This window comes from Legionella feeleii, assembly GCF_001467625.1.
Taxonomy (GTDB): domain Bacteria; phylum Pseudomonadota; class Gammaproteobacteria; order Legionellales; family Legionellaceae; genus Tatlockia; species Tatlockia feeleii.
In genome coordinates, this window is sequence record NZ_LNYB01000051.1 from 10,662 (window position 1) to 32,354 (window position 21,693).

Below are 21,693 nucleotides of genomic sequence, written 5' to 3' on the forward strand. Positions count from 1 at the left end.
CTTTAGCCATAATTTATCCTCTGAGATAGATTGTGGTTAGCTGGCGGCGGGAATTACCAGTTCCCTCTGTCAGCGCTTATTGCATTTAAACACGTCAAACGCAGATTTATAGTATTTGATTCTATAGTGCCTTGCAAATGAATTTTTTTAGCTGTTTTAGCAGGCACTATAGAAAATTCTATTTCCTCTATCACCCTCGTCAAGCCTTTTGCAATAAGGACTCTCCTCCCCCTCTTTCCTATAAACCCCGATGAATACAGTGCCCATGACTTCCTTTTTAGGTAGTGTTTTTTCTAATTTGAAAAAGAAATAATACACCCCTTTCGATTTCAAAGGATTTAGACATGTCTAATAAAGAGAAAGGGATGACTGCCATACCGCCACTTCTGATCATCGAAGATAATTTTATCTGCCAGAGAATCTATGTTGCAGCACTGCGTGATTATTATCCTGTCGAATTGGCCAGTAATGCTGAGGAAGCCTTAGAACGACTGGCAGAACAAGCTTACCAGTGTATTATTTCTGACTTGGGGTTACCGGATAGACCAGGGATTGAATTGTTACCTATTATTCGCAATAGCACACTGAATCAACACACTCCCATCGTGGTTATCTCAGCCCATATGAGCGAGGAGCTGAAACAAATTTGTTTACAGTTGGGAGCTGATAAGGTTTGTGTCAAGCCAATCACCGCAGTGGTACTACGGGAAATCATTGCAACACTCACAAGAGATCAAGTCTTTTGAAAAAGGGTATTGTCAATATCAATCGGTGTGGGAATGATATGTCCCAAGACCTCGTGCATAGACCCTGCTGTTAGTATTTATCCCTTAAAGCGCTTTGACGGGGTGTTAAAATAGCCAGTACAATCGCGATGATGAATAAAGCAGGAACATCACCATACAAATGCTCAAAATGCTGTGGGTAATATAATGCCTGGATAGCCATGATACCGCCGTGCACGATACTAGACCAAACAGTAAACCATATTAAACTTAAATGCTGAACCGGATTCTTCGCTGCCAGGATTAAAAAAACCCCCAAGGTTGCATAAACCCCTACTATCATTTGTAAATAGACGTTATGCCCAACCAGGTGCCATGCCCAGCCTGAAGGCCATAAAAAAGTTAATGGGTACACCCCGAAGATAAAAATCAATCCAATAATAACCAAGGCAATTCGAAGCACTTTGTAACCGTTTTTGGCGTCCATGATAATCTCGGCTAGAAAGACCTTATATTTATTTTAGCATGAGGATTATCATACGTTATTCGGGGGGAATCTATCCTTACCTCCCCCCTCATCGTATACCGACGCTTTCCTTCTCTTGCAGCATGAATTCTGTGATCTCCGCTAAAAGACGTGCAGATGCTTAACCGTTACCCTCTTTCCTATTTTGGCGAATACTAACACCCGCCACGCCATTCCCCCTCACGTAAAATGCTAAACTAAAAAAAGGTAACATCATTCGGCTGAGACATGAGTCTTTTTAACGGGATGAAAACGCGATTTATTGTTATTTTTACAATAACCTTTGTCGTCATTACTGCCCTACTTTTTGTATATTCAATCCACGTGCGCAGGCAGACAATTGATTATTACAAATTATTTTTTAAGCAGTGGGAGTCACAGCAACCTAATAACTATTTATTAACGTACAGCAGCAGCAATTATGGTAACTGTACATATACAATCAAGGTAGCTAATGGAATGCCTAAAATTGTTAAAACAGCTCATTCCGCGAATAATGATTTTTGTGAATATCTTACACCATCATGGCTAAATGAAGAGCAACCAATGACGAGCTTGTTTAATGATTTGATTCAATTAAATTATCCCCGGTGTGGAGCAAACGGTTGTATCTGCGACAATATTAATAACTTAACAGTTAAATTTGATAAACAATTAGGCTACATTCAGTCATGGAAAGAAATAAACTCAGGTGGCTTTACCCCGTATCGTACTGCAAGATTTTCCCTGGGTATTTCTTGCCATACGATGTATTCTCAACCTGTTGATTTTTCGGTATATCTAAGGCCCTTATAAATGAGAATAAATTGGATATTATCGATTCTTTTTTGTAGAAAAATACTCAGATCCAGTGAGAGCGGGCTCTTTTTTTTATTACAGCTTATCTTATTCCTGGAGTTCTGCGTCTTTCTAAGTCATTATCTGCCGTTTGACATACTCTATGAGAGGCTATTTTTATTTATAGTTTTGCTTATTTTATTTAATCTAATTTTGCTTGCCTGCTTCAAAACACATTCTTTTTTTTCTTATAACAATTCTTTCCTTATTAGTCTTTGGATATATACCTTCATTATTGTTATAGAACAGCTTCTGTTAATGCTCGTTTCTCCCTACCTGGTATCAGAGAAAGTAGTTTACCTGTGGGCAGTCTATTTTTTAATTTACTCACTCTTTGCTTATCTATGGGGATTTATGATGTTTATTAATATCTTAACTTTTTTTATTTCAAAGAAATGAAAACCTAGAGCCAAGTTTAAGTCTACTCCTGGCTATCAATTGGCAATGGAAGGTACCTTATGGTAAGGCATGGAAAAATAACCAAGTAGCAGTTTGTCGTGTTATGCCTCCTCCAATGCTTATATCTAGTTGAGTTAACATTCAGAGTAACAGAATTTTCAAAGGTGGCTGCCTACTTTAGCATGAAGATAACTAATACAGAGGGCCATGACCAAGTATCATTAAATCAACAATTGCCTAAGGACTCATTAGGCTCGATGAAAGAAGATTCTCCATATACGCCTTTGCTTCCATCATCGCAGGCAGGCTGCTATTTTATAATCAAAAAAAACCATTTTAGGGGATTTGTTATGCATAGTAAAAATGAGTTGAATAAGAGCTCAATCAATATTTCTAAAATTAATCATAGAGCGAGGCATAACACTAGCAGAAAACAGGATCTAACAAAACGATACTCTGTTAATTTTATAGAAGATCAACTCTTCTTTTCCAAGAAGAAAAGAATATCTTCCCCCTTCCACGCAAATCAAGAGAGCAACAATAGAATCAGGCCTAATATCATGGAGGTGTGTTATGAAGATAAAGCCTTGTGGAAGGCATTAAAGGAGGTAGAAGCCGCTTGTTGTTTTGGTAAACCGGTAAACTGCTACTTCTTCTTATCTTATTACAAATTTAAAAAGAGGAAAGAAAGAGCGGAACCTGACTCATTTCGAGCTATCTATAATAAATTTATCAAGGATGATGCTCGATTTCTTTTAAACCTTCCTTATGCAATAACCCTAACTGCAGAAACTGTTTACTCCAAAATAGAGAATATGGATGAGTGGGAAAGTGATGACGACCTTCATGAGGCAATTCAAGCTCTGGATGCAGTATATCGAGAAGTATCCAAGATCATGATACAATTTTGGCCGCTTCTTGAACAATATATTAAAAATCAAGAAAATTTGACAGACAAAGTTATTCCTACTCTTCTGGCTATTGTTGAACACTATGAAAAAAAATCACCCATTCTATGTAAGGACATTAAAGATATTATTGCACAGAGAACTGACCATAGAGAGTTGGTATTCAACACGTTCAAAAAAATCCTTCTGTTAATAATTGGTGACTTGATGAGATTAAGTGAAGCTCATGGAAAAAAAGACAATAGTTATTTAGTTGAAGCCACCTCTAGTCTGATGAAAATACGCAGTGAGAGGAACGAATCGGATGAAGACGAAAATTCATCAGAATTTAAAATTAATAGGCTATAAATTATGGCGTTGCAGAATATTGAATTATCCTCTTAGAACAAGATGCATTTGATCCTCCTATGCAACATCATTATTTACGGTTTGAGTATCTCTTCCGGGTCGTCCCGATGGATCTACGCAAACCATCTGTTCTATTACATTCCCTACTAATCCTGCACTATTAACTTGAAAAATTAAAATACAGGAGTAATTATTCACCACGTTCACCGAAAAGCCACAAAAGAAAGCACCCTCATCAATCTTCATCCCTAGTCCGGCCTAAAGAAGAACCTAAGTCCGTTGCTAAAAGAAGCAGAGTTAATGATTTGCAGGCTCCTTTCTCTGAGCCATCAACGAATGCTACTGTTGGTTTGGATAGGGTGGATACCTCCGATGAGACAGTCAGATCTTCTAAAGAAGAGTTATTGGCTTCTACTTATGAGGTATAAGTATTTTATTGATTAAAACAGAGTGATGTAAAAATTGAAAGTTTGCATACTTTGGTAGAATTTGAAGATAAAGCTGGATTGTTTTTTTATCTCGTCAGATTTTCATAAACAAGGATTAAGAAGAAAAATGTGGCATGCCGGATCAAGAGGGCCGTTTTATGACTGACTGATATACCCCGGTACAACAGACGACCTTCATATCAAGATAGATGATAGCTCCAGACTACAAAACTAATTATCTCAACCAGAAATCGATAGCCTTTGGGGTTCCTGCCAGCATGGCTCTACACCTTTTTCAAAAGGTGAAATTTTAGTATACGGCTAACTTGACGATGTCCCGAAGACAATAGAAGATTTGTCCTACTGAGTACAAGAAAAATAACCTCCATCGATATTCAAGGTTGCAAAACAATTGAAAAGGTAATCATCTTTTGGTAATTGTGAGTTCTTATCGAGAAATGTATAATATTGGCTCTCTATTTCATTAAATAATCGTCCAGTATCAGGTTGTTGTTCCATATTTTTTTTAAACTCACGCAAACTTTGACGTTTTTGATCAGGAGACAAAGCTTTTTTTAACTGACTATGTAATTGATTTAGACACCAAGCATATCGCTCCGCAGTAGTTCCCTCTAGATTACACGTTATTTCTTTATGATCAGCTCCTTGAAAGAATCTCATAATTTTCTCCCTTTCTGATTCATTGTTTACTTAGCACAAGTTTAATTTAATTCTATAAGTTTTGCATGGAAAAATTGCTAATTTCCAAGGTTAAGTGGAAATTCTTTTTCTCCTTCTTGTTCAGGGATGACATTACGGTTATCACTCTTATACATTATAAATTTGAGTGGAATCGCTTTCTAATTGCGAACTTTGGGAAGTTGTATGTCTCAATCTTTCTTGAAGTTCATTATCACTACAAGTTTTACAATAGTGATTGACGATCTGTAAAAACTCTTGTTTTGTGGCTTCAAAACCATAATTGCGAGTATTATTTTGGGTTAGTTCCAGTATCTGTTCTTTAGAACTAGGGTTTTCCTCTATATAATGTTTAATTACAGTTGTTGATTGCGAATTTTTTACCATTTCTGGTGATAGTTGATTCCAAGTTACAGAGAAAAGCCTTTCGCCCTCTTGTTTGGCTTGTGATCCTAACCTTTCGTGTAAGTCAGGAGGGAATGTTGCGACAATAAAAGAATGGTCTAAAGCAAAAATCGAGCAACTACAGCTATCTTTCTGCAATGACCCTTTAATTGTAGGTGGATCGACTTTGCCCGATGGAATGTCGGGGCTTTTTACATAGATTACTTTATCAATGAGGTGACTGAAGTTAGGCATCTGATGAAATCTATTTTGTCGGGAATCATCCGCAGCGTCGATAACCAAGCAGGAACGGTTTTTTTTATCAATGTCGAGCACTGTATAATGAGGACCTGATTTTACGATAATTTGAATTCTATTACTTCCTGATTTATCCTCACTAATTACCCGATCAATTTCCTCAAAGAGAAGTTTATTCTCTCGTCTAGTATGTGCTATCTTCCCCTCTTCTTTTTCCATCAAAAGCTCTTCTTGATTTGAGGGAAGCATGATGGTGAATGGATTCGCATCGACGAGATAGCCATTGTAAGATTGTTTCTGGCTCCTATCGTGCATCATAAGCAGGACTAATTCATCACGATGATCAGAAGGCGTGCTAAAATCAGTGATCTGTTTTTTTAATTTATTTTTAGTTGGCTCATGTATTGCTACAACAGATTGTGAAAAATTTTGCTCATCCTCCAAAAAAACCGCTGCATATTTTGAATTAATGTCTAATGTCGATAATTCTTGGAATATTTGATGCGCTTGGTCATATCCTTTGTCTAGGACATACTGCTTAATTTTTTTGAAGATTTCACTTAAACTAAGTTGATTTTTTGTTAGATCACCGAAGATTATTTCTACAAAATTAAAATCAGGAATTTTTTCTTTATTATCTTCATTGCTATCAATATATGCATCTAAAGCATCCCATAGGCCATCTCTAAATGTTTTTGCGCTTTCAGTATCTAAAGCTTCCTTAAAGAATGGCTGTTGCATTTTTGTCTTCCTTGAATTTTTTTCAAGTATAGTCGATGTTTTATTAAATTACTTAGGAATCAAAAAGGCTTAGTATTTTCAGGAGTATTATACGATTATATGCTATAGTATAACTGGGTCTGCACTATCTTAAGATTAAGTAGCCATCTATTTTCTTCTTATTTGCCTATCTTGCGAAATGCCATCTTAACAATGTTATTTCTTCAATTTATCTTGCTATCTTTATTTATAGGATTTAGGGGTGCTTATGAACCACAACACGTGCCATTACTGTTTGGAAGAGAACGATTATTTTTCAATAAGAGGGCAATACAAAGTAGCAAATGGAGAATTTCTCTGTTATCGACTATGCAAATCATGCTCCAATAAGTTCATTGGAATTAATTCCTATTCTGATAAAGAAGGTCGTCATATCTTCTTAAATACCGTAAAAGCTAATGCAAAAAAATACCCGCAATATGTTGAAAATTAGAATTAACTGCAAATTTTCCAATCATTAAGAGTCAAAGGGTTATTATGAAATTTAATAAAATATATATAGGTTCTTTGTCAACAAGTACCACTGAACAAGATCTAAAGAACATGTTCTCAGAATTCGGTTCTATTAATGAAATTAAATTTATAACTGATATGTATACCGGAATATCCAAAGGATTTGCATTTATTACTTATACATCTAGTTCTAGCGCATCAAAAGCTTTAATTATGAACGAAAAAGAATTTAATGATAGGACAATGCGAGTCAGTATAGCCAGAAAAAAAGAAAGCGGTTCCCAGGACAGACAAGGCAAATGGTAAGATGAAAACCGGTTAAATAGAGATTTATTTCTTTAGAAAATACCATGGAGCTTTTGTATATTTCTCTTATCCTAAATTTAATTTAGATGGAATCATTCATCTAGAACCAAGGTTTTCTATATATGATTAATTTTAAGCAATCTGACTTGCATAGCTTACTGAGACAAAAAGTAAACGCTCACTTTAAGGAAGCAAATGTTTCTAAATACGGTGGTTATACTATCGTCCTAAAAAGCATTATTCTTTTATTAATGCTTTTTATCCCATACAGCTTATTATTCATTGGCAATCATAGTAGCTTAACTATGCTTCTACTCGCAGCTACTATGGGTGTTGCAATAGCTGGATTGGGTATGAGTGTAATGCATGATTGTATTCATGGCTCATTTTCATCATCATCCAGGGTTAATACTTTGTGGGGTACAATTATCTATGTGCTTATTTCAGGAGGGAATCCTATTTGCTGGCGTTTACAGCATAATGTTCTTCACCATCGGTACACTAACATTCATGGTGTTGATGAAGATCTAAACCCTTATGGATTTATGCGCTTTAGTCCACATGATAAAGAAAAATCTTTTTTTAGGTTCCAACATATCTATGCTATTTTCTTATATTCTTTGACTACTTTAATCTGGGTATTTCATAAAGAATTTTTCCAATTAAAGAGATACTTTTCGATAGGGTTAATCAAATCAAAGGAACAATACAGGCGAGAACTTTCTTTTTTGGTTATTTCAAAAATCCTTTACTTTAGTTATATCCTTGTTATCCCTTTATTTTTTTTAAATATCAATATTTTTCAATGGATTATCGGCTTTATAGTGATGCAGTCCGTTACTGGTCTTATTCTGGCATTGGTATTTCAGTTAGCGCATGTTATTGAAAATACAGATTATCCATTACCCGATGAAGGTAATAATATTGGTCATGACTGGGCAAGCCATCAAGTAAAAACCACAACAAATTTTTCTCCCAATAATCGTCTTTTAACTTGGTTTATTGGTGGATTAAATTATCAAATTGAGCACCACTTTTTCCCCACTATTTCTCATATTCATTATCCCAAAATTGCGAAGCTGATTGAGCAGGCGATAAAAGAATATGGACTTACATACAGATGTTATCCAACTTTTAGGCAAGCCATAAAAGCCCATTTTAAACACCTTCATAATCTGGGGAATCACAAGAGGGTATTAAAGACTTAACACCTCTGAGCTACTCAAAGCTATGGTATCAGGGCCCTGCCCCCCGGTTACTTGTTGCTCCCTTTAAAAAACGGTTATTGCTTTCACTTATGAAACATTATAAAGTCCGCCAGCAAAAACTGTATAAGAAATGCAACGCGTACTGACAATCGTATTTAGGTAAGCGGCTCCAGCTTGAGGGCTTGCCAATTTCAGATTTTAATTTGTTAGTCATTCAGAGGTTAGCACCTCTGAGTCGGTTTTTTAGGGCACTTAATCCTTTTTCTAAATCATTCGGTATTTCTCACCGTACCAAACCTATGCTGAGTATATTGGCTTCAGATGAAATAACCAATTTATTAGCTCACGAAATTATTCAATTACAATAGGAAGCAAATTTATCCTGGGAAAGAACACTTGACACATAACCATCAAACAGACATTAAAGGGGTTCTGGCCTATTTGGTTTCCCTTTATTAGCACGCAAATTAATTTCTGATACCTATTTAGACCATAGAAAGTATACTCTTATTAATGCTGTAGCCTGGGCGATTACTATCCCGCTTGAGGTGATTAGACACTCATTGAGGTTAGCACTAACAATTGCTCTTGCTCCCGTAGCCGCTTTCGTCCATCTTTTGAGAAATTTAATAAATGCCCTGACCCCATTTGCAAATTGGGAATGTCCCCCTATCAAAAAACGACCTTTATTTAACGACTAAAGGTAGTCTTCACATCCATTCTAATTAAACGGCAGGCGCGCACATAGTAGTCGTCACTTCTTTGGCCACATCAGGCGCATGGAAATGCCGTGCCTGTTTAATGGCCTGGTCAATGTGTTGGGTGACTAGCTTGCCTATGCGTGCTTTATAATCTTCAAACTCTTCGGGGGTCTTAGGCAAGGGTTCACGCTTAATTGCAGCTTGTGCATGTTGGTAATAAGGATTATCTGCTTTGGTCAACTGATTGAAGTGCAAAAAGATATCGCTAGGCAGCTTACTACACTTTTGTTCTCTTTGTTGCTCTACACCCTGCTCATCTTTCTCCGTGAAAATAGCCATAGGCACACAGCGGGACTTAGCATGAAAAAAGCCATAGAGCCGATTGGCTTGGGGCGTATTGAGAAGTCTGGCTAATTGCTCCTCCTGAAAGTGAGTAATCTCATCAAGTAGACGTTTGGAGATAACTTTGCTTCTTAATTCTTCAGGTAGCAAGTGAGTTATTCGCGCTACCTCAGTCTCATCATCACTCGCGATGATAATCGAGGTTAACTTTGTGCAATGAGTAAATGCCCTCGTATCAATAGCCGTAATCCCAGCAGGAAATGTTATCGTTTGTAAGCGGCTACACCTATGAAAGGCCATCTTATCAATGGTTTTAAGCCCGGCAGGAAGTGTTATCGTTTGTAAATTAGCACAACCCCAAAATGCCCCAGTAGCAATAGTCGTAACCCCGGCAGGGATTGTTATTGTTTGTAAATTTCTACAGTTATAAAATGCATAAGGACCAATAGTCGTGACCCCAGCAGGAAGTGTTATCGTTTTTAAGCTGGAGCAACCATCAAATACCTTCTCACCAATAGTTGTAACCCCAGCAGGAAGCATTAGCGTTTGTAATTTGGTACAATTAATAAATGCCCAGGTTTCAATAGCCGTAATGCCGGCAGGAATTTGACAAGAACCATCGTCAATATCGCTGTCCCTAACTCTAACAAGGGTTTGGCCGTCACTACTTATTTGCATGATGTCTCCATTGACGATTAAAATTTCAAATACCTACTGCATAGGATTATGTATTTAAATCCTGTTAACAAAATTAAATCTAATTTTGCTTGCCTGCTTCAAAACACATTCTTTTTTTCTTGTGGGGATTTATGATGTTTATTAATGTATTCTTTTCTTTTATTCTTTTATGTCAAAGAAATGAAACATACAGGGTCAGCGCCTGACCTCTTTTATCTTCAGGATGATATTGCAAGTTCGCATGAAAAAAACTGGCTTCCGTTTATAATGTCTCTGGGCGAAGGTCTGTCATAACCCGGGTTTCACTTCGTTTCACCCAGGCTATTTACTACTTACGGAGGACACCGTGAGGAACCTCCGCAGATGAGTGTTTTAGTTTTTTGTCTTAAAATTTTACACGTAATTCTGCATAGACTTCATTAGCACGGAATTTACCATTCCATGGAGGAGTGCTGACTCCAGTGCGGCCAAGTGATGCATTTGGGGCAGAAGTAGAGGATAGGATATAGCTTGGAAATGGAATATCACCACCATCAAAATAGTTATAACCTACAGATACGATCGAGCGCTCTGTTAGCTGTGCTGATAGTCCAGCACTTGCGCGCCATGCAAACTCAGAACCAGTGACCAGTTGGTTAACAGAGGCTATTTCATTGCGGTTACCAAAAGGCAAACCAATGGTATGAAAATCATGAACTTTTGAATAATTAACACCAATCCCGGCGCCAACAAAAGGCTGCATGGCAAAGCTGCCCGACTGCCACATGAGCCTATCGGATAAAACCCCCAGATCGAGCCACCCATTCAGCATGAGTGCTTCACTGGTCAATTTGAATTTACGAATGCGACTGTCGCCGGTAAACCCAGGCGTAGACGAAACGCCAGTTTGTGGGTTGGAATAATGATAATCACCCCGGCGTTCTCCTCTGACATCTAAGCGAAAATAATCACTAATCTGGCGGCCTACTCCAAAAAAAAGCAAGGGAGCGGAACCCAGATCATCAGAGTATCCTCCTACGGCACTATCCCAAACTTGCGGGTCTACAGTAATATTCGCATCTCTGGAATGAGAATAGCCGGCGCCACCAACCAGATACCAAAATTCCGGTTGGGATACTGCTCCCATCGTGCCAGCTATTGCACTGCCATATGCAATCATTAGAGCAAACAGACTGGTTTTTTTCATTTGCAAAATCCCTTTTAAAATTCCTAAAAAGCTGGCATTTTAATCACGTAAAATCCTGGGGGTCAAGGCAATTTAAATTATTTGCCGCATGTAAGGGAAAGGTAAGCAGGAGATAAAATCCTCTGATCAAGGAACTTGACCCTTCTCGACATTAAACTCTATATAGGTCTCACTTCCGTAGTAAATTGTATTTCTGCAAAAATAAAATGGCGTTTGGAACTGAGGGGCTATAATCCCTTCCTTAGGCGTTGGGCTTACATAATCGGTTCGACTCCCAATGGAAATGACAACTTTATCCCCTTTTTTAAAAAGAGCTGCGGTAGGCATCAGGCTAAAGCAAAGCAGTACTGGTACATTTCTTTGCAAAGGCTGGTGAATGGACGTATCTAACGCGACCTCACACTTCGACGAATAGTTTTCATAAAGACTGCGAGTTGCTGCCCGTATGTGCCCCATGGTTAAAAAAGAGGAAGTGCCAGAGCTATCTATTCTATCCACTCGGACTACAACGAAGGAATCAATTTCATTACAACTAAATTTTAAGTGCATGGTAACCGGACCGGCCACTTTAAAGGTCTTGTCAACGGTAAATTCATATTCCAGGGTTTGTGCTGCCATATTATTCATATTTTTTACAATATCGGCATTAGGCGGCACATTTACCCAAGTCTCATCACTTTCTTCAGGGACAGTTTTTGAGAGTGTATTTGGACTTAAGTACCATTTTTCTTTCGCAGTATTTTCAGGAGGAAATGTGGTTGCACCCTCAAATTTTTCCTCGCCATCAACCCAATAACGCACCGGTAAGCGTTCTTGGTATCCATTATCTAACCCTTTGATTATATAATCAAAAAAAGCAGCTGCTTCCAACTGCCATTCCAGGACAGGTAATTCATACTCAGGACGGTTTATAATCAACCATTTCTTATTTTCAGGTGTCGCACTATGCTCGAATAAATCGTAAGCACCAAACTGATGTAGAGCGATATCAGTTCGATTCTGAACAACCACAAACGGGATATGTATATTTTTCAACTGTTGGAAAGGCCCGTGAGCGATATTTTCCTCTCTTGTATTTAAGTCAAACAGGATGTGTTCATAAAACGGCAGGGCTTCTTTTGCCACATAATGATCTTTCAAATTGTGATAAATATGATTGATAAAAGTATGGCCAAGCTTTGAAGTCCAGGAATGATTGATGAAATGGCTCAATAAAGCCCGTTTCCAGGGAGCAATATACCGTTTGATATTTTTTTCAGTAAAATTAGAGCCAGCCCATAAGCTCATAAAGCTATTGGCACTCAATCCCGCATAATGAAAAACATGGCGAAAATAATCGGTGCAGACTTCGTTAGCAAAGAAAGCTTTCAAGGCCGGAGGTTCTTTGGCTGCAACATTCACCTGAGACATTCCATAATAGGAAGAACCAAATAAGACAATTTGACCATCACACCAGCTTTGCTCACTCACCCACTGGATCGCATGAAAATGATCATCGACTTCTTCATCACACTGCCAATATCGTAGCTCTCCTTCAGAGCGTCCAACGCCGCGAGCGGTTAAAACAACGACATTATAACCACGATTGGTAAAATTAGGCGGTGAGCCAATCTCATTGGTCCCCGTAGGCATACCTACTGTATGCAAGTCTCGGTTATAAGCAGAAAATTGGACAATACTCGGATATTTTCCTTTTTTCTTTGGTGTATAAATGTCAGCTGAAAGGCGGACTCCATCCGGCATTGGCACATAGACGTCTGAATAAAGAATACACCCCAGGTTCTCATCGGCAAATTTTGTAGGTTTCCAACCAGCGTACTGTATCCCCAGGTAGCGAGAATGTAAGGGAATAAGGTTATCAAGCCATTTTGCTTTCATAATCTGCTACATCCTAAATAGTCCGGTTAGCCATGTTATGCCTCATGGGACATGGTTGTTTCGATAAATTTTATAATAAAATCAATTTATTATAATTTAAGTAGATGACCAAGTAAATCTTGCCTATCCTCAAACCCCACTCCTTCCACTCGCAACAAGCGTCCAAAAATAGGCTTCAAATAATGCCCATAGACTCCGTAAGCGGCTTTCTTGCTCGTATAGAATACTTCGCTCGCTGTGTAAATAACCAACGCTGATAAAAAAGTCATCTTATATCCAAAAAAATAATGGGCTTTTGAATGAAAAGATCAAAGTACTTGTTTGTTTTTTTATAAATAATCAATGATTTACGATAAATTACCATTATTCAAATTTTGGACCCTTCCCAAATTCGACGCTAGATGAAGAACATGAGAGTCTAACCCTACCCTGTCAGCGCCTTAATACTACGGCGATTCCCTTTGCAGAGAAAGGCCCGACCAGCGTTTAGATGTTTGTAGATGGTCTATACTCTAACTGATCTATTTAAAGGAGTTCCCTAAAATGAAAAGAGTATTTTTACCCATTCTATTATTCCTAGGAGTAGCATTTTCTCCTTTTACTTTTGCTGATGCCACCAAGACCTCTAATGACTGTCAAGATCAGTTAGTGGGTGTATCATTAAAAACCGCAGATGGTCAAAATATTAAGGTGTTTGTCCATAAAGATGATGTCGATAAAGTAAAACAATTGAAGCAAGGCGAGAAAGTCGAGTTATATGGATATGGCATTAACTTCTAATAGAAGCTGTTAATTGTTGTGAAACAGGATAACGTTTAAAACCTGTAATCTATTAGCTCTCAGATTACAGGTTTTTATTTGAAACCAAGGTTTACAATTTGCTAGTTTGAGTGATACACATTGATTTTGATCACCCAAGGGAAGCATCCTGATTCAGACTAAATACTGAGATGTTTCTTCGCCAATATAGCAAAATTGTCAACAAACCATGAAACAAGTCACAAAGATATAATTTCATCTATGTGCAAAGAACCAGGGATAAATGGTATGAAGCTAATAGTAATTAGAATAATAGGTTTCATTACAACAATTACCCTGTCCTCGTTCATCTTTGCTCAAAATGAAAAACAAGAAAGTTATAAATTTCCGGTTAGTTATAAAGTTGAGCACGGAATTTATACCATGCCTGTGCTAATAGGTAATCCGCCCCATTCAATTGAAGTAATAGTTGATACTGGAAGCTCTACTCTAGTAGTTATTCCTGAAAAAAAAATCTGTTCCCATTGTGATAACCCATTGACTAAAGGCTTTGTTGAAATCAATGCACTGAAACCTTCATCCACTAGCTCAAAATATGTATTGAAATATGGATCTGCAACTGACCGTGTTATTGAATTTTATGCACAAATTCAGGGGTACAAGCATAAAAATCCTATTATTCCTGAAATGCAAATATTTGTTATTGAGGATAGTACACAACCCTCCAATATTCTTGGGCTACTGAAAGAGAATATTTCAATCATTCCCAATGCCCAAACTTTTGTTAAAAATGTTCACAAGTATCATAATCTGCATCGAGTCATCACGTTTGTATTGTGTGGAGAGGATGCAGATAGCTATATAGAGATAGGTCCGGAATACATCAAGAATGTCACTGATCATCAAAATTATGAAAGCCCTATGACCCATAAAAATTATTATGAAATACAAAGTTCCGGATTTTTTGATGACAAAGGCAATCAGATCGCTAAACCAGTGCTTCCTTTTGTTGCTGCTGTACTGGATACTGGCACAGGAGGTTATGTTATTCTTAATGAAAATCTCCATAGCCAAATTTTAAAATATATCTTTGAGCATGCTGGCAAAAAAAATCAGGCTCTGGGAGAGCCTTTTTGGAAGAACAACTACTGTGTCCCATTAACAGATCTAGACTTCAGATCACTACCTAAAATCAAAATCGGTTTTCAGAGGAAGGACGATCCTTCTTCTTATTATTTATTAGATTTGGAACCTGACATTTATGTGAATAAGGCTGGTTGTGGCAATGATTCAGCCCGCCTGGTTTTTATCCGTTCATTACCACCTCATCCAACTGCTTGGCGTAATGCGAAACAAAGAGAAAGGATGAAGTATTTTCCGGCTATGATTTTAGGTTCCTCCTTTATGAATCAATATGTGATGCAATTTCATTTAACTGATAACGATCCTTATGTGACTTTTATACCAAATAAAAATATTTGTCATAAACCTGGCAAAGACAAATAAAACTTTCAAAAGAAATACTCTGTTTTTAACGTTAAATATACAAAAACCAGGGGGCCGTCAGAGGCGTTTCGGCCTAACAACGCCATTGGATCATAGCGAAGCATGACCAGCCGAAAAGGCGCGACCACATGACTTTAACTTGCCACTTCGGCTATTTTTTCACCACATCGCTAAATTTAAGAGTCTGTTAATAATCCTCTCCTATAATTTAAAAGAATTAATTTTTTACCTGGTAAATAATGCTTGAGCTTTACGTTTGGAATCCACGAAATAAAAACAAAAAAGACATACACGGATCATTAAAAGGCATTGCGAAAGCAGTGGTTCAGGGCGGCAATGTGGGGCATATGAGCCTGGCGGTGACGCTTTATGAAAATAAACACGACCTAAGTGAAATTGATAAAAAATTTAAGCAACTTAAATTCCACCAGGCTATGCCAATTTATGAATCAGTCAAAACTGGTGATCCCAATGAGCTTGGGTTTTATAAGCGAGGAAAAAAACTAAAAGGTATCAGCGCTTTCTTAAGTCTATGGCCTGGCGACGAAGGTATTACAAAATTACGCGCTGTTCAAAGCTTCTTCAGAGTAGGTGGAAAAGTTAAGTCCCTTTTTAGTGAGAAGGTTCAAATGGATATGCGGGGGGAATGGTCAGATTCTTCGGATGAGTCGCCCCATTCAAAACGCGTTATTGAACATCACCGAGGCAGTGAATTTGAACCTTCAGAACTATCACAAAAACAGCAAGCAGTGGATCAACGGATAGCTGAACTTGAAAAACAAAAACAAGAAATGCGATCCGAACTCGAAAAAAAAGGGCGGGCGCCACAAACCGCTATGGAAAAAAAATTAGAAGCGAGAAGAAAATTACTGCCACAAACCACCCCCAATGTGGTTAATCTCTTATCCAGGCCAGGAGTAAAAAAAGCAGACGACGGTCTTTCTGCAGCCCAAGAAAAACAAGAATTGGAGAAAGAACTTAAGCAATTAAAATTGGAATTCCATAATTTATTGCTAAACGCTGATATGCCGAAAATTTATGCCTATATTGAAGAGTATCGTCAATTAACTTCCGAGTTTAATAAAATCAATACACTTTATGACGACGAACCCGATAGTATTAAGGTAAGACGTCATCTTAGGCTTTATTTTCAACGCTACCCTGAAAACGAAGATGCACAAGAGTTATTGGCATTACAAACTCAAATCACTGACGCAATTAACAAGCTTCGTGATCTTGAAAAAGAAGAGCATAGAATAAATGAACTGCTAAAGCAGTATGAAAACATAAAAAAAGAACTACACGACTTAAAACAAGAAAAAGAGCAAATTGAGCTTGAACTCGAAAATAGTGAAGTGACTGAAGGCTTAAGTCCTGACCATAAAGTATCGCTTCCCACCAGAGAATGTGGCCAACCTTATTTTCTTGATGAAATAGCTATCTTAAAAAAGATGGAACGAATCTTACATGATCCGAACTATAAGTATGACTTATTCGGTCAAAATTGCGCACGCGCTGTTAAAGAATGTGTTATGGCAGGACTTTCAGAAACAACCCGCAAAGCTATTAAAAAATTACCTGATTACTCGAAACATTTTTTTGATTCCCGATTTTTCGAAACGCCGGTAATGGCGATTGAGTGGATTTTTAAGTTAAATCATTATCTTAATGAGCTCAATCAGGATCCTGGGTTGCGCGCAAAAACAGCTGTTTCGCCAAATCCCAAACCAGCATAGTCTTGACAGAGCATAGCATAACCAGGGTTTTATTTACCCTGGTCCCTTATCCAATCGACAGCGCTTTTCCATTTAATCGTTTGTTGCTTTGGCAGTATTTGATACTGGTTTTACCTGGAACAGACGCTGGACACCTAGCCGGTAAACTCCACTCTAATTTACTATCCATTGGTTTTACTTACTTGCTATAATGACGCGCAAGATGAGCAAACAATGCAAAGCTCGCTGCATAACGTCCTTAAACATTTATTTTTTTAAGAGAACCACTACTATGAACCCCCTTTCAGCTAATTATTTATTCTCATGGATTATTGCCGGTAGTTTATTTTTTACTGTAACGCCAGCCAATGCAGCAGAAGAGATAACTCCCCCTTTAATTCAAGAAAAACTGGCAAAACTGGAAGCCTCTTCAGGCGGAAAAATAGGTATTTATGCCATTAACACAGCCAATGGCCAAAAAATACATTATCGTGCTAATCAACGATTTCCTATGGGGTGCACCTCCAAGGTAATGGGGGTTGCCGCTATCCTTAAAAAAAGTATGAGTGACCCGACTCTCTTGTCACAAAGAATATCCTATACAAAAAAAGATTTGACCAATTGGGCTCCGATTGCTGAAAAACATCTCAATACAGGAATGACTGTCGCTGAATTATGCGCGGCATCCATCAGCTATAGTGATAATACTGCGATGAACCTGCTGGTAAAAAAACTGGGGGGGCTTGAAAAAATTAACGATTTTGCCCGTTCTATCCATAACGATACATTCCGGCAGGACAATGGATGGCCAGAAGAAGCGATGTCTGGGGGGCCGAATAATGTCTATGATAGCTCTACACCCAAGGCGATGGCCCAAAGTTTACAGCAATTGGCTTTAAATAACGTTTTAGCCAAGCCCCAGCATGAACTTTTATTATCCTGGTTAAAAAGCAACACCACGGGTGATAAACGTATAAGAGCAGGCGTACCGAAGGGCTGGATTGTTGGAGATAAAACAGGAACCGGCATGTATTATGGAACAACGAATGACATTGGTGTTATTTGGCCTCCTCAGTGCTCTCCTGTTGTTATAGCTGTCTATTATACAAATAATAATAAAGAAGCCATTCAACGAAACGATATTGTCTCATCAGCCACCCGGTTAGTAATCGATGGATTTGCCCATAACGATCAATGCATCCGAAACCAGTTAGCCAGTTAATCTTCTCTTATTTCGGACACATTTAGTGAATTCTTAACTCCATTTGGACCGCGCTGCGGTCCTTATAAAGGATAGATTTATTGGCTGGTTCCCTATAAATCAATACGTAACATAGCCAATTGGGTTAATGCATTAACATAGGCAATACAATTATCCAAATCGATATCGGTGGCTTTTACGGAATAAATAACAGGCTCAATTTGGGCTAACTGCGCTTCTATCTGTGATTTGAACATCTGCCTCTTATCAGGTTGTTTTGTATCGTACAGAGTCTTGACCATTTGTTCTAAAGTATCCAGGTTAATACCCAATGAAACAGCGGTGTTATGTGCTTTTTCCTGATCAATACTTCGATGAATAAGACTAATTGTCGCTTGAATAAGCGCTAATTGGGCAAACTTCCTTTTCGCCTCTATTAACTTTTTTTGCTTTTTGGGACTTAGCTGTTCTTCATTGAAGGATTCTAATAAACCGCGCGACACCCAAAATAAATTAGCGAGATCGTAGAGTTTTTCTTTTTCCTTTTTTACACTGAGTAATTCAATCATGTTATATCTAACATAGCGGAATAACTTCCTTACATGTCCAAATGCCATGTTCAGAAGATCAGTACGCCATAAAATATTAGCTACCAGGAAACTGGCAGTGATACCAATAAAAATTCCTCCCAGACGCTCCAAAGGGGGAGCCAAATCAGTAGGAGGACCTCCCGCCTGTGCCAGGGAGATAACTAAAGCAATATTTGCTTGTAAACCAATATAAGCATATTTCGTGTACTTAAAAGCAAAATAACTAAAGCCCCAGACCGCAAAAAATAAAACAAGAATCAAGTCATATAAATTCATGGAAAAAAAAGCGAGGGGAAATAAAGCCACACCTCCGCCAGATAAACAGCCTAGAATGCGATGAAAACTAATGTTTTTCATGTCAAACAGATTTCTTCTGATCGAAATAACAATGCTACTGATAATTCCATTCAACCCTCCAGGCCAATTACTCACTAGCCAGAAACTAAGGGCAAGTACAGCGGCTAAACCAGCTTTAATACTGTGCTTGATAATATCGGGATCATGACGCAATTGCTGTTTGAAACTAATTAATCGATCCTCTTTTACTTCCAAATTCTGTCCACTGATTAAAATCGTACTTAAACTGGTTATGACAGTATTGATTTGCTGCAGCAAAGGTTCGATTTGATAGTAATGTTTTATTTTTACCAGTGATTCATCTGTTTCAGATGTTATTGTTTGCTTTAAAACTGCCATCGCGCCATCAATTTGTATAGTCCGGTCGTTTTCCGCAACAGAAAAGAATGCTTTGCGTAATACGTCTAAATCATGTTGCACGGCAGTAAATACCTCGGCGACGGGCTGATACAGATCAGCAGCCCATTCCCGCCCAACTTCCCTTTCATACGAAGAAATAAAAAAGGAAATAGTCCGACTTAAATTTAAGAAAAGATCAATTAACACTCGGATCTGGTCTATTTTCTCCTTTTTGACACCTAGTTCACGCCGCATAAAATCGATTATTTCGGTTGATTTTTTTAGCTTTCTTTTCAATTGCAAATTACTGTTTTTAATTTCTGTAAAATCAAACTCGCCAGTTAATAGATTGGTTTTTAAGCCTTCCAATACATTTTCAAGTTCCGTAAAAATTGCATCGATATCCTTTAAAGCATGCTCACTGATATTATTTGGAAAAAGACAAAAAGCAGCGGCTGCCGAAACCAGCACGCCTAAACCAATCTCAATGGGCCTCCAGACTGCTACAAAAAAGGCTTCTTGAGGAGCCATCGCTAATTGAGCTATGACTAAAAAAGCCCCGATTGCCCCCAGGAGATAGGCATATGCATGGGAGCTAAAGTTATAGTAATAGACACCAATTGCAACCAGCATGAAATTCATCAACAAATAAAGAAACAAACTATTCGCAACAAAACCGGCAAAAAAGAAACCAAGCCAGACACCAAATACAGTACCCAGGATACGCAGAATTGCTTTATCAATAATGCTACCCGTATATAAATTGGCAAGAATAACAACAGTCATCCCAGCCCAATAAGGTTTGTCCAAATGCAGCATAAAGGCGATCAAGACGGCAACGACCGTTGCAATGGCGGTTCGTAATGCAGCTCTATTTTCTATCGTTTTTGGCGTGATCAATTTAAAAAGTCCTTACCACCTCACCGATAAGTGATCGTGGTTGCACTCGCACCTATTCGCATAGGATACTCGGGTGTCAGATCATCAATATAGATTCGTACTGGAAATCGCTGCGCGATCTTAATCCAATATTCGGTTGCCTCCAGGTAAACCAGGGTCGACGGAGCAACCTTGCCCGACTGAACACGATTAATACCCCAACCAATGCTTCCAACATGTCCGTGAAAAACTTTGCCAGGGTACATATCAAGCATAATCTTTGCTTTATCACCCGGTTTAATTAAGCGGATAACTGTTTCTCTGTAACGCGTTACGACCCACCAGCGTTTAGTGTCTACTACAGCAAATAGACCTTGTCCCACACTAATATATTGACCATGGCGTAAATTGAAGTTAGTCACGTACCCATCGGTTGGCGCAAGAACCGTAGTATGCTCATACAGGTAGCGCGCTTTCTCGTAAACTGCCTTTGCGGCTATAACTTTATTATCATCAAAATTCTGTTGTGCTATCTGCAATTCTTGAGCCGCACTAAGTACCATCGCTTCCTGCTCTTGAATTTTGGATTCCACATTAATTAATCGGATTTCGGGGATATCACCTCGCTGTTGCAATTTACTGTAACGCTGGTAATGATCGCGACTTAATGCAAGCATGGCCTGATTTTGCTGCAATTTATCGTGTGCTACCTTAATCGCTAATCGCTCATTCTCATAATCAAGTTTAGCGATCTGAAGTTCAGCCCAGGCTTTGTCCATCGCATATTTGTAAGGCCTGGGATCAATTTCAATTAACTTCTGCCCTTTTTTTACAGGTTGATTTTCACAGACATAAATTTTGCTAATGGGGCCCGCTACCAGGGAAGCCATGTTAATTATATTGGCTGAGACATAAGCATCATCGGAACGGGTATAATAGTAGGCAAAAAAACGATAGCCGGCAAAAGCCAATACAATAATTGTCAGCGTAATAAGGTGTGGCCAATATGGAAACGCCGCTAAACGCTCTCGATTCATTGAACAACCGTCCTTTGCCTATCTACGAATATAGCCAACCAACGAACTCTGAGTCCTTATAGATAAATAAGACTTTATTTCTTTAAGCTCATTTCATGCCAAAAAAGTCAGAGGCCTCCAATTAAGTAACAAAAATATTCCCTCTATAATTCGAAATAAATGCAAGAAAGGTTTATTCTTTTATAAAGAATAGAACTGACAAAGAGACTGCACAGGATTTTAATGGCGCTCTACCAGAACTATCGGCATTTAATAAGGGAGAAGAT

18 protein-coding genes are annotated in these 21,693 nt (G+C 38.2%); 9 read left to right on the forward strand and 9 right to left on the reverse strand.

What is annotated here, in order from left to right:
• Positions 1–344 precede the first annotated feature (344 nt).
• Positions 345–746, forward strand: a complete 402-nt coding sequence (locus tag Lfee_RS06945; RefSeq protein ID WP_058445249.1) for a response regulator — start codon at positions 345–347, stop codon at positions 744–746.
• A gap of 70 nt (positions 747–816) precedes the next feature.
• On the opposite strand, the gene Lfee_RS06950 is transcribed toward Lfee_RS06945, so the two are convergent.
• On the reverse strand, positions 817–1,212 hold the full coding sequence (locus tag Lfee_RS06950) for a DUF6632 domain-containing protein (protein WP_058445251.1): 396 nt from the start codon (positions 1,210–1,212) through the stop codon (positions 817–819).
• Between the two features lie 498 nt (positions 1,213–1,710).
• Here Lfee_RS06950 and Lfee_RS16960 point away from each other — a divergent pair, with 498 nt between their 5' ends.
• Positions 1,711–2,046 (forward strand): hypothetical protein, encoded by a 336-nt coding sequence (locus Lfee_RS16960; protein ID WP_131753163.1) that lies wholly within the window; start codon positions 1,711–1,713, stop codon positions 2,044–2,046.
• Positions 2,047–2,744: 698 nt separating this feature from the next.
• On the forward strand, positions 2,745–3,743 hold the full coding sequence (locus Lfee_RS06965) for a hypothetical protein (RefSeq protein WP_156413370.1): 999 nt from the start codon (positions 2,745–2,747) through the stop codon (positions 3,741–3,743).
• Between the two features lie 788 nt (positions 3,744–4,531).
• Here the strand turns inward: Lfee_RS06965 and Lfee_RS06970 are convergent.
• Positions 4,532–4,852: a hypothetical protein gene (locus tag Lfee_RS06970; RefSeq protein ID WP_058445259.1), complete on the reverse strand. Its 321-nt coding sequence runs from the start codon at positions 4,850–4,852 to the stop codon at positions 4,532–4,534.
• Between the two features lie 147 nt (positions 4,853–4,999).
• Positions 5,000–6,253, reverse strand: a complete 1,254-nt coding sequence (locus Lfee_RS06975) for a YopJ family acetyltransferase (RefSeq protein WP_058445261.1) — start codon at positions 6,251–6,253, stop codon at positions 5,000–5,002.
• 516 nt (positions 6,254–6,769) lie between these two features.
• On the opposite strand from Lfee_RS06975, the gene Lfee_RS06980 reads away from it, so the two are divergent.
• Together Lfee_RS06980 and Lfee_RS06985 are read left to right on the forward strand one after the other, a co-directional pair.
• Positions 6,770–7,051 carry an RNA recognition motif domain-containing protein gene (locus Lfee_RS06980; protein ID WP_058445263.1) on the forward strand — a complete coding sequence of 94 codons (282 nt, stop codon included), beginning with the start codon at positions 6,770–6,772 and terminating at the stop codon, positions 7,049–7,051.
• Positions 7,052–7,173: 122 nt separating this feature from the next.
• Positions 7,174–8,259, forward strand: coding sequence for a fatty acid desaturase family protein (locus Lfee_RS06985; protein ID WP_058445265.1), 1,086 nt, complete (start codon positions 7,174–7,176; stop codon positions 8,257–8,259).
• Between the two features lie 725 nt (positions 8,260–8,984).
• Here Lfee_RS06985 and Lfee_RS06990 read toward each other — a convergent pair.
• From Lfee_RS06990 to Lfee_RS07005, 4 genes are all read right to left on the reverse strand, one after another.
• Complete coding sequence (locus tag Lfee_RS06990; RefSeq protein ID WP_058445267.1) at positions 8,985–9,980, reverse strand: leucine-rich repeat domain-containing protein; 996 nt, start codon at positions 9,978–9,980, stop codon at positions 8,985–8,987.
• 385 nt (positions 9,981–10,365) lie between these two features.
• A complete protein-coding gene (locus Lfee_RS06995) occupies positions 10,366–11,166 on the reverse strand; it encodes an outer membrane protein (protein WP_058445269.1) in 801 nt (266 codons plus the stop codon).
• Positions 11,167–11,292: 126 nt separating this feature from the next.
• Positions 11,293–13,044, reverse strand: a complete 1,752-nt coding sequence (locus Lfee_RS07000) for a CocE/NonD family hydrolase (RefSeq protein ID WP_058445271.1) — start codon at positions 13,042–13,044, stop codon at positions 11,293–11,295.
• Between the two features lie 89 nt (positions 13,045–13,133).
• On the reverse strand, positions 13,134–13,313 hold the full coding sequence (locus Lfee_RS07005; protein WP_058445273.1) for a hypothetical protein: 180 nt from the start codon (positions 13,311–13,313) through the stop codon (positions 13,134–13,136).
• A gap of 274 nt (positions 13,314–13,587) precedes the next feature.
• Here Lfee_RS07005 and Lfee_RS07010 point away from each other — a divergent pair, with 274 nt between their 5' ends.
• The 4 genes from Lfee_RS07010 (at position 13,588) to bla (ending at position 18,246) form a co-directional block, all read left to right on the forward strand.
• Positions 13,588–13,824 carry a hypothetical protein gene (locus Lfee_RS07010; protein ID WP_058445275.1) on the forward strand — a complete coding sequence of 79 codons (237 nt, stop codon included), beginning with the start codon at positions 13,588–13,590 and terminating at the stop codon, positions 13,822–13,824.
• Between the two features lie 267 nt (positions 13,825–14,091).
• A complete protein-coding gene (locus Lfee_RS07015) occupies positions 14,092–15,309 on the forward strand; it encodes a pepsin-like aspartyl protease (RefSeq protein WP_058445277.1) in 1,218 nt (405 codons plus the stop codon).
• A gap of 239 nt (positions 15,310–15,548) precedes the next feature.
• The gene (locus Lfee_RS07020) at positions 15,549–17,045 is read left to right on the forward strand and encodes a hypothetical protein (RefSeq protein ID WP_058445279.1); all 1,497 of its coding nucleotides are present in this window, start codon (positions 15,549–15,551) and stop codon (positions 17,043–17,045) included.
• Between the two features lie 271 nt (positions 17,046–17,316).
• Positions 17,317–18,246 (forward strand): class A beta-lactamase, encoded by a 930-nt coding sequence (bla, locus tag Lfee_RS07025; protein WP_064088310.1) that lies wholly within the window; start codon positions 17,317–17,319, stop codon positions 18,244–18,246.
• 92 nt (positions 18,247–18,338) lie between these two features.
• On the opposite strand, the gene Lfee_RS07030 is transcribed toward bla, so the two are convergent.
• Positions 18,339–20,411 carry an FUSC family protein gene (locus tag Lfee_RS07030; protein ID WP_058445281.1) on the reverse strand — a complete coding sequence of 691 codons (2,073 nt, stop codon included), beginning with the start codon at positions 20,409–20,411 and terminating at the stop codon, positions 18,339–18,341.
• A gap of 20 nt (positions 20,412–20,431) precedes the next feature.
• On the reverse strand, positions 20,432–21,427 hold the full coding sequence (locus Lfee_RS07035) for an HlyD family secretion protein (RefSeq protein ID WP_058445283.1): 996 nt from the start codon (positions 21,425–21,427) through the stop codon (positions 20,432–20,434).
• Positions 21,428–21,693 lie beyond the last annotated feature (266 nt).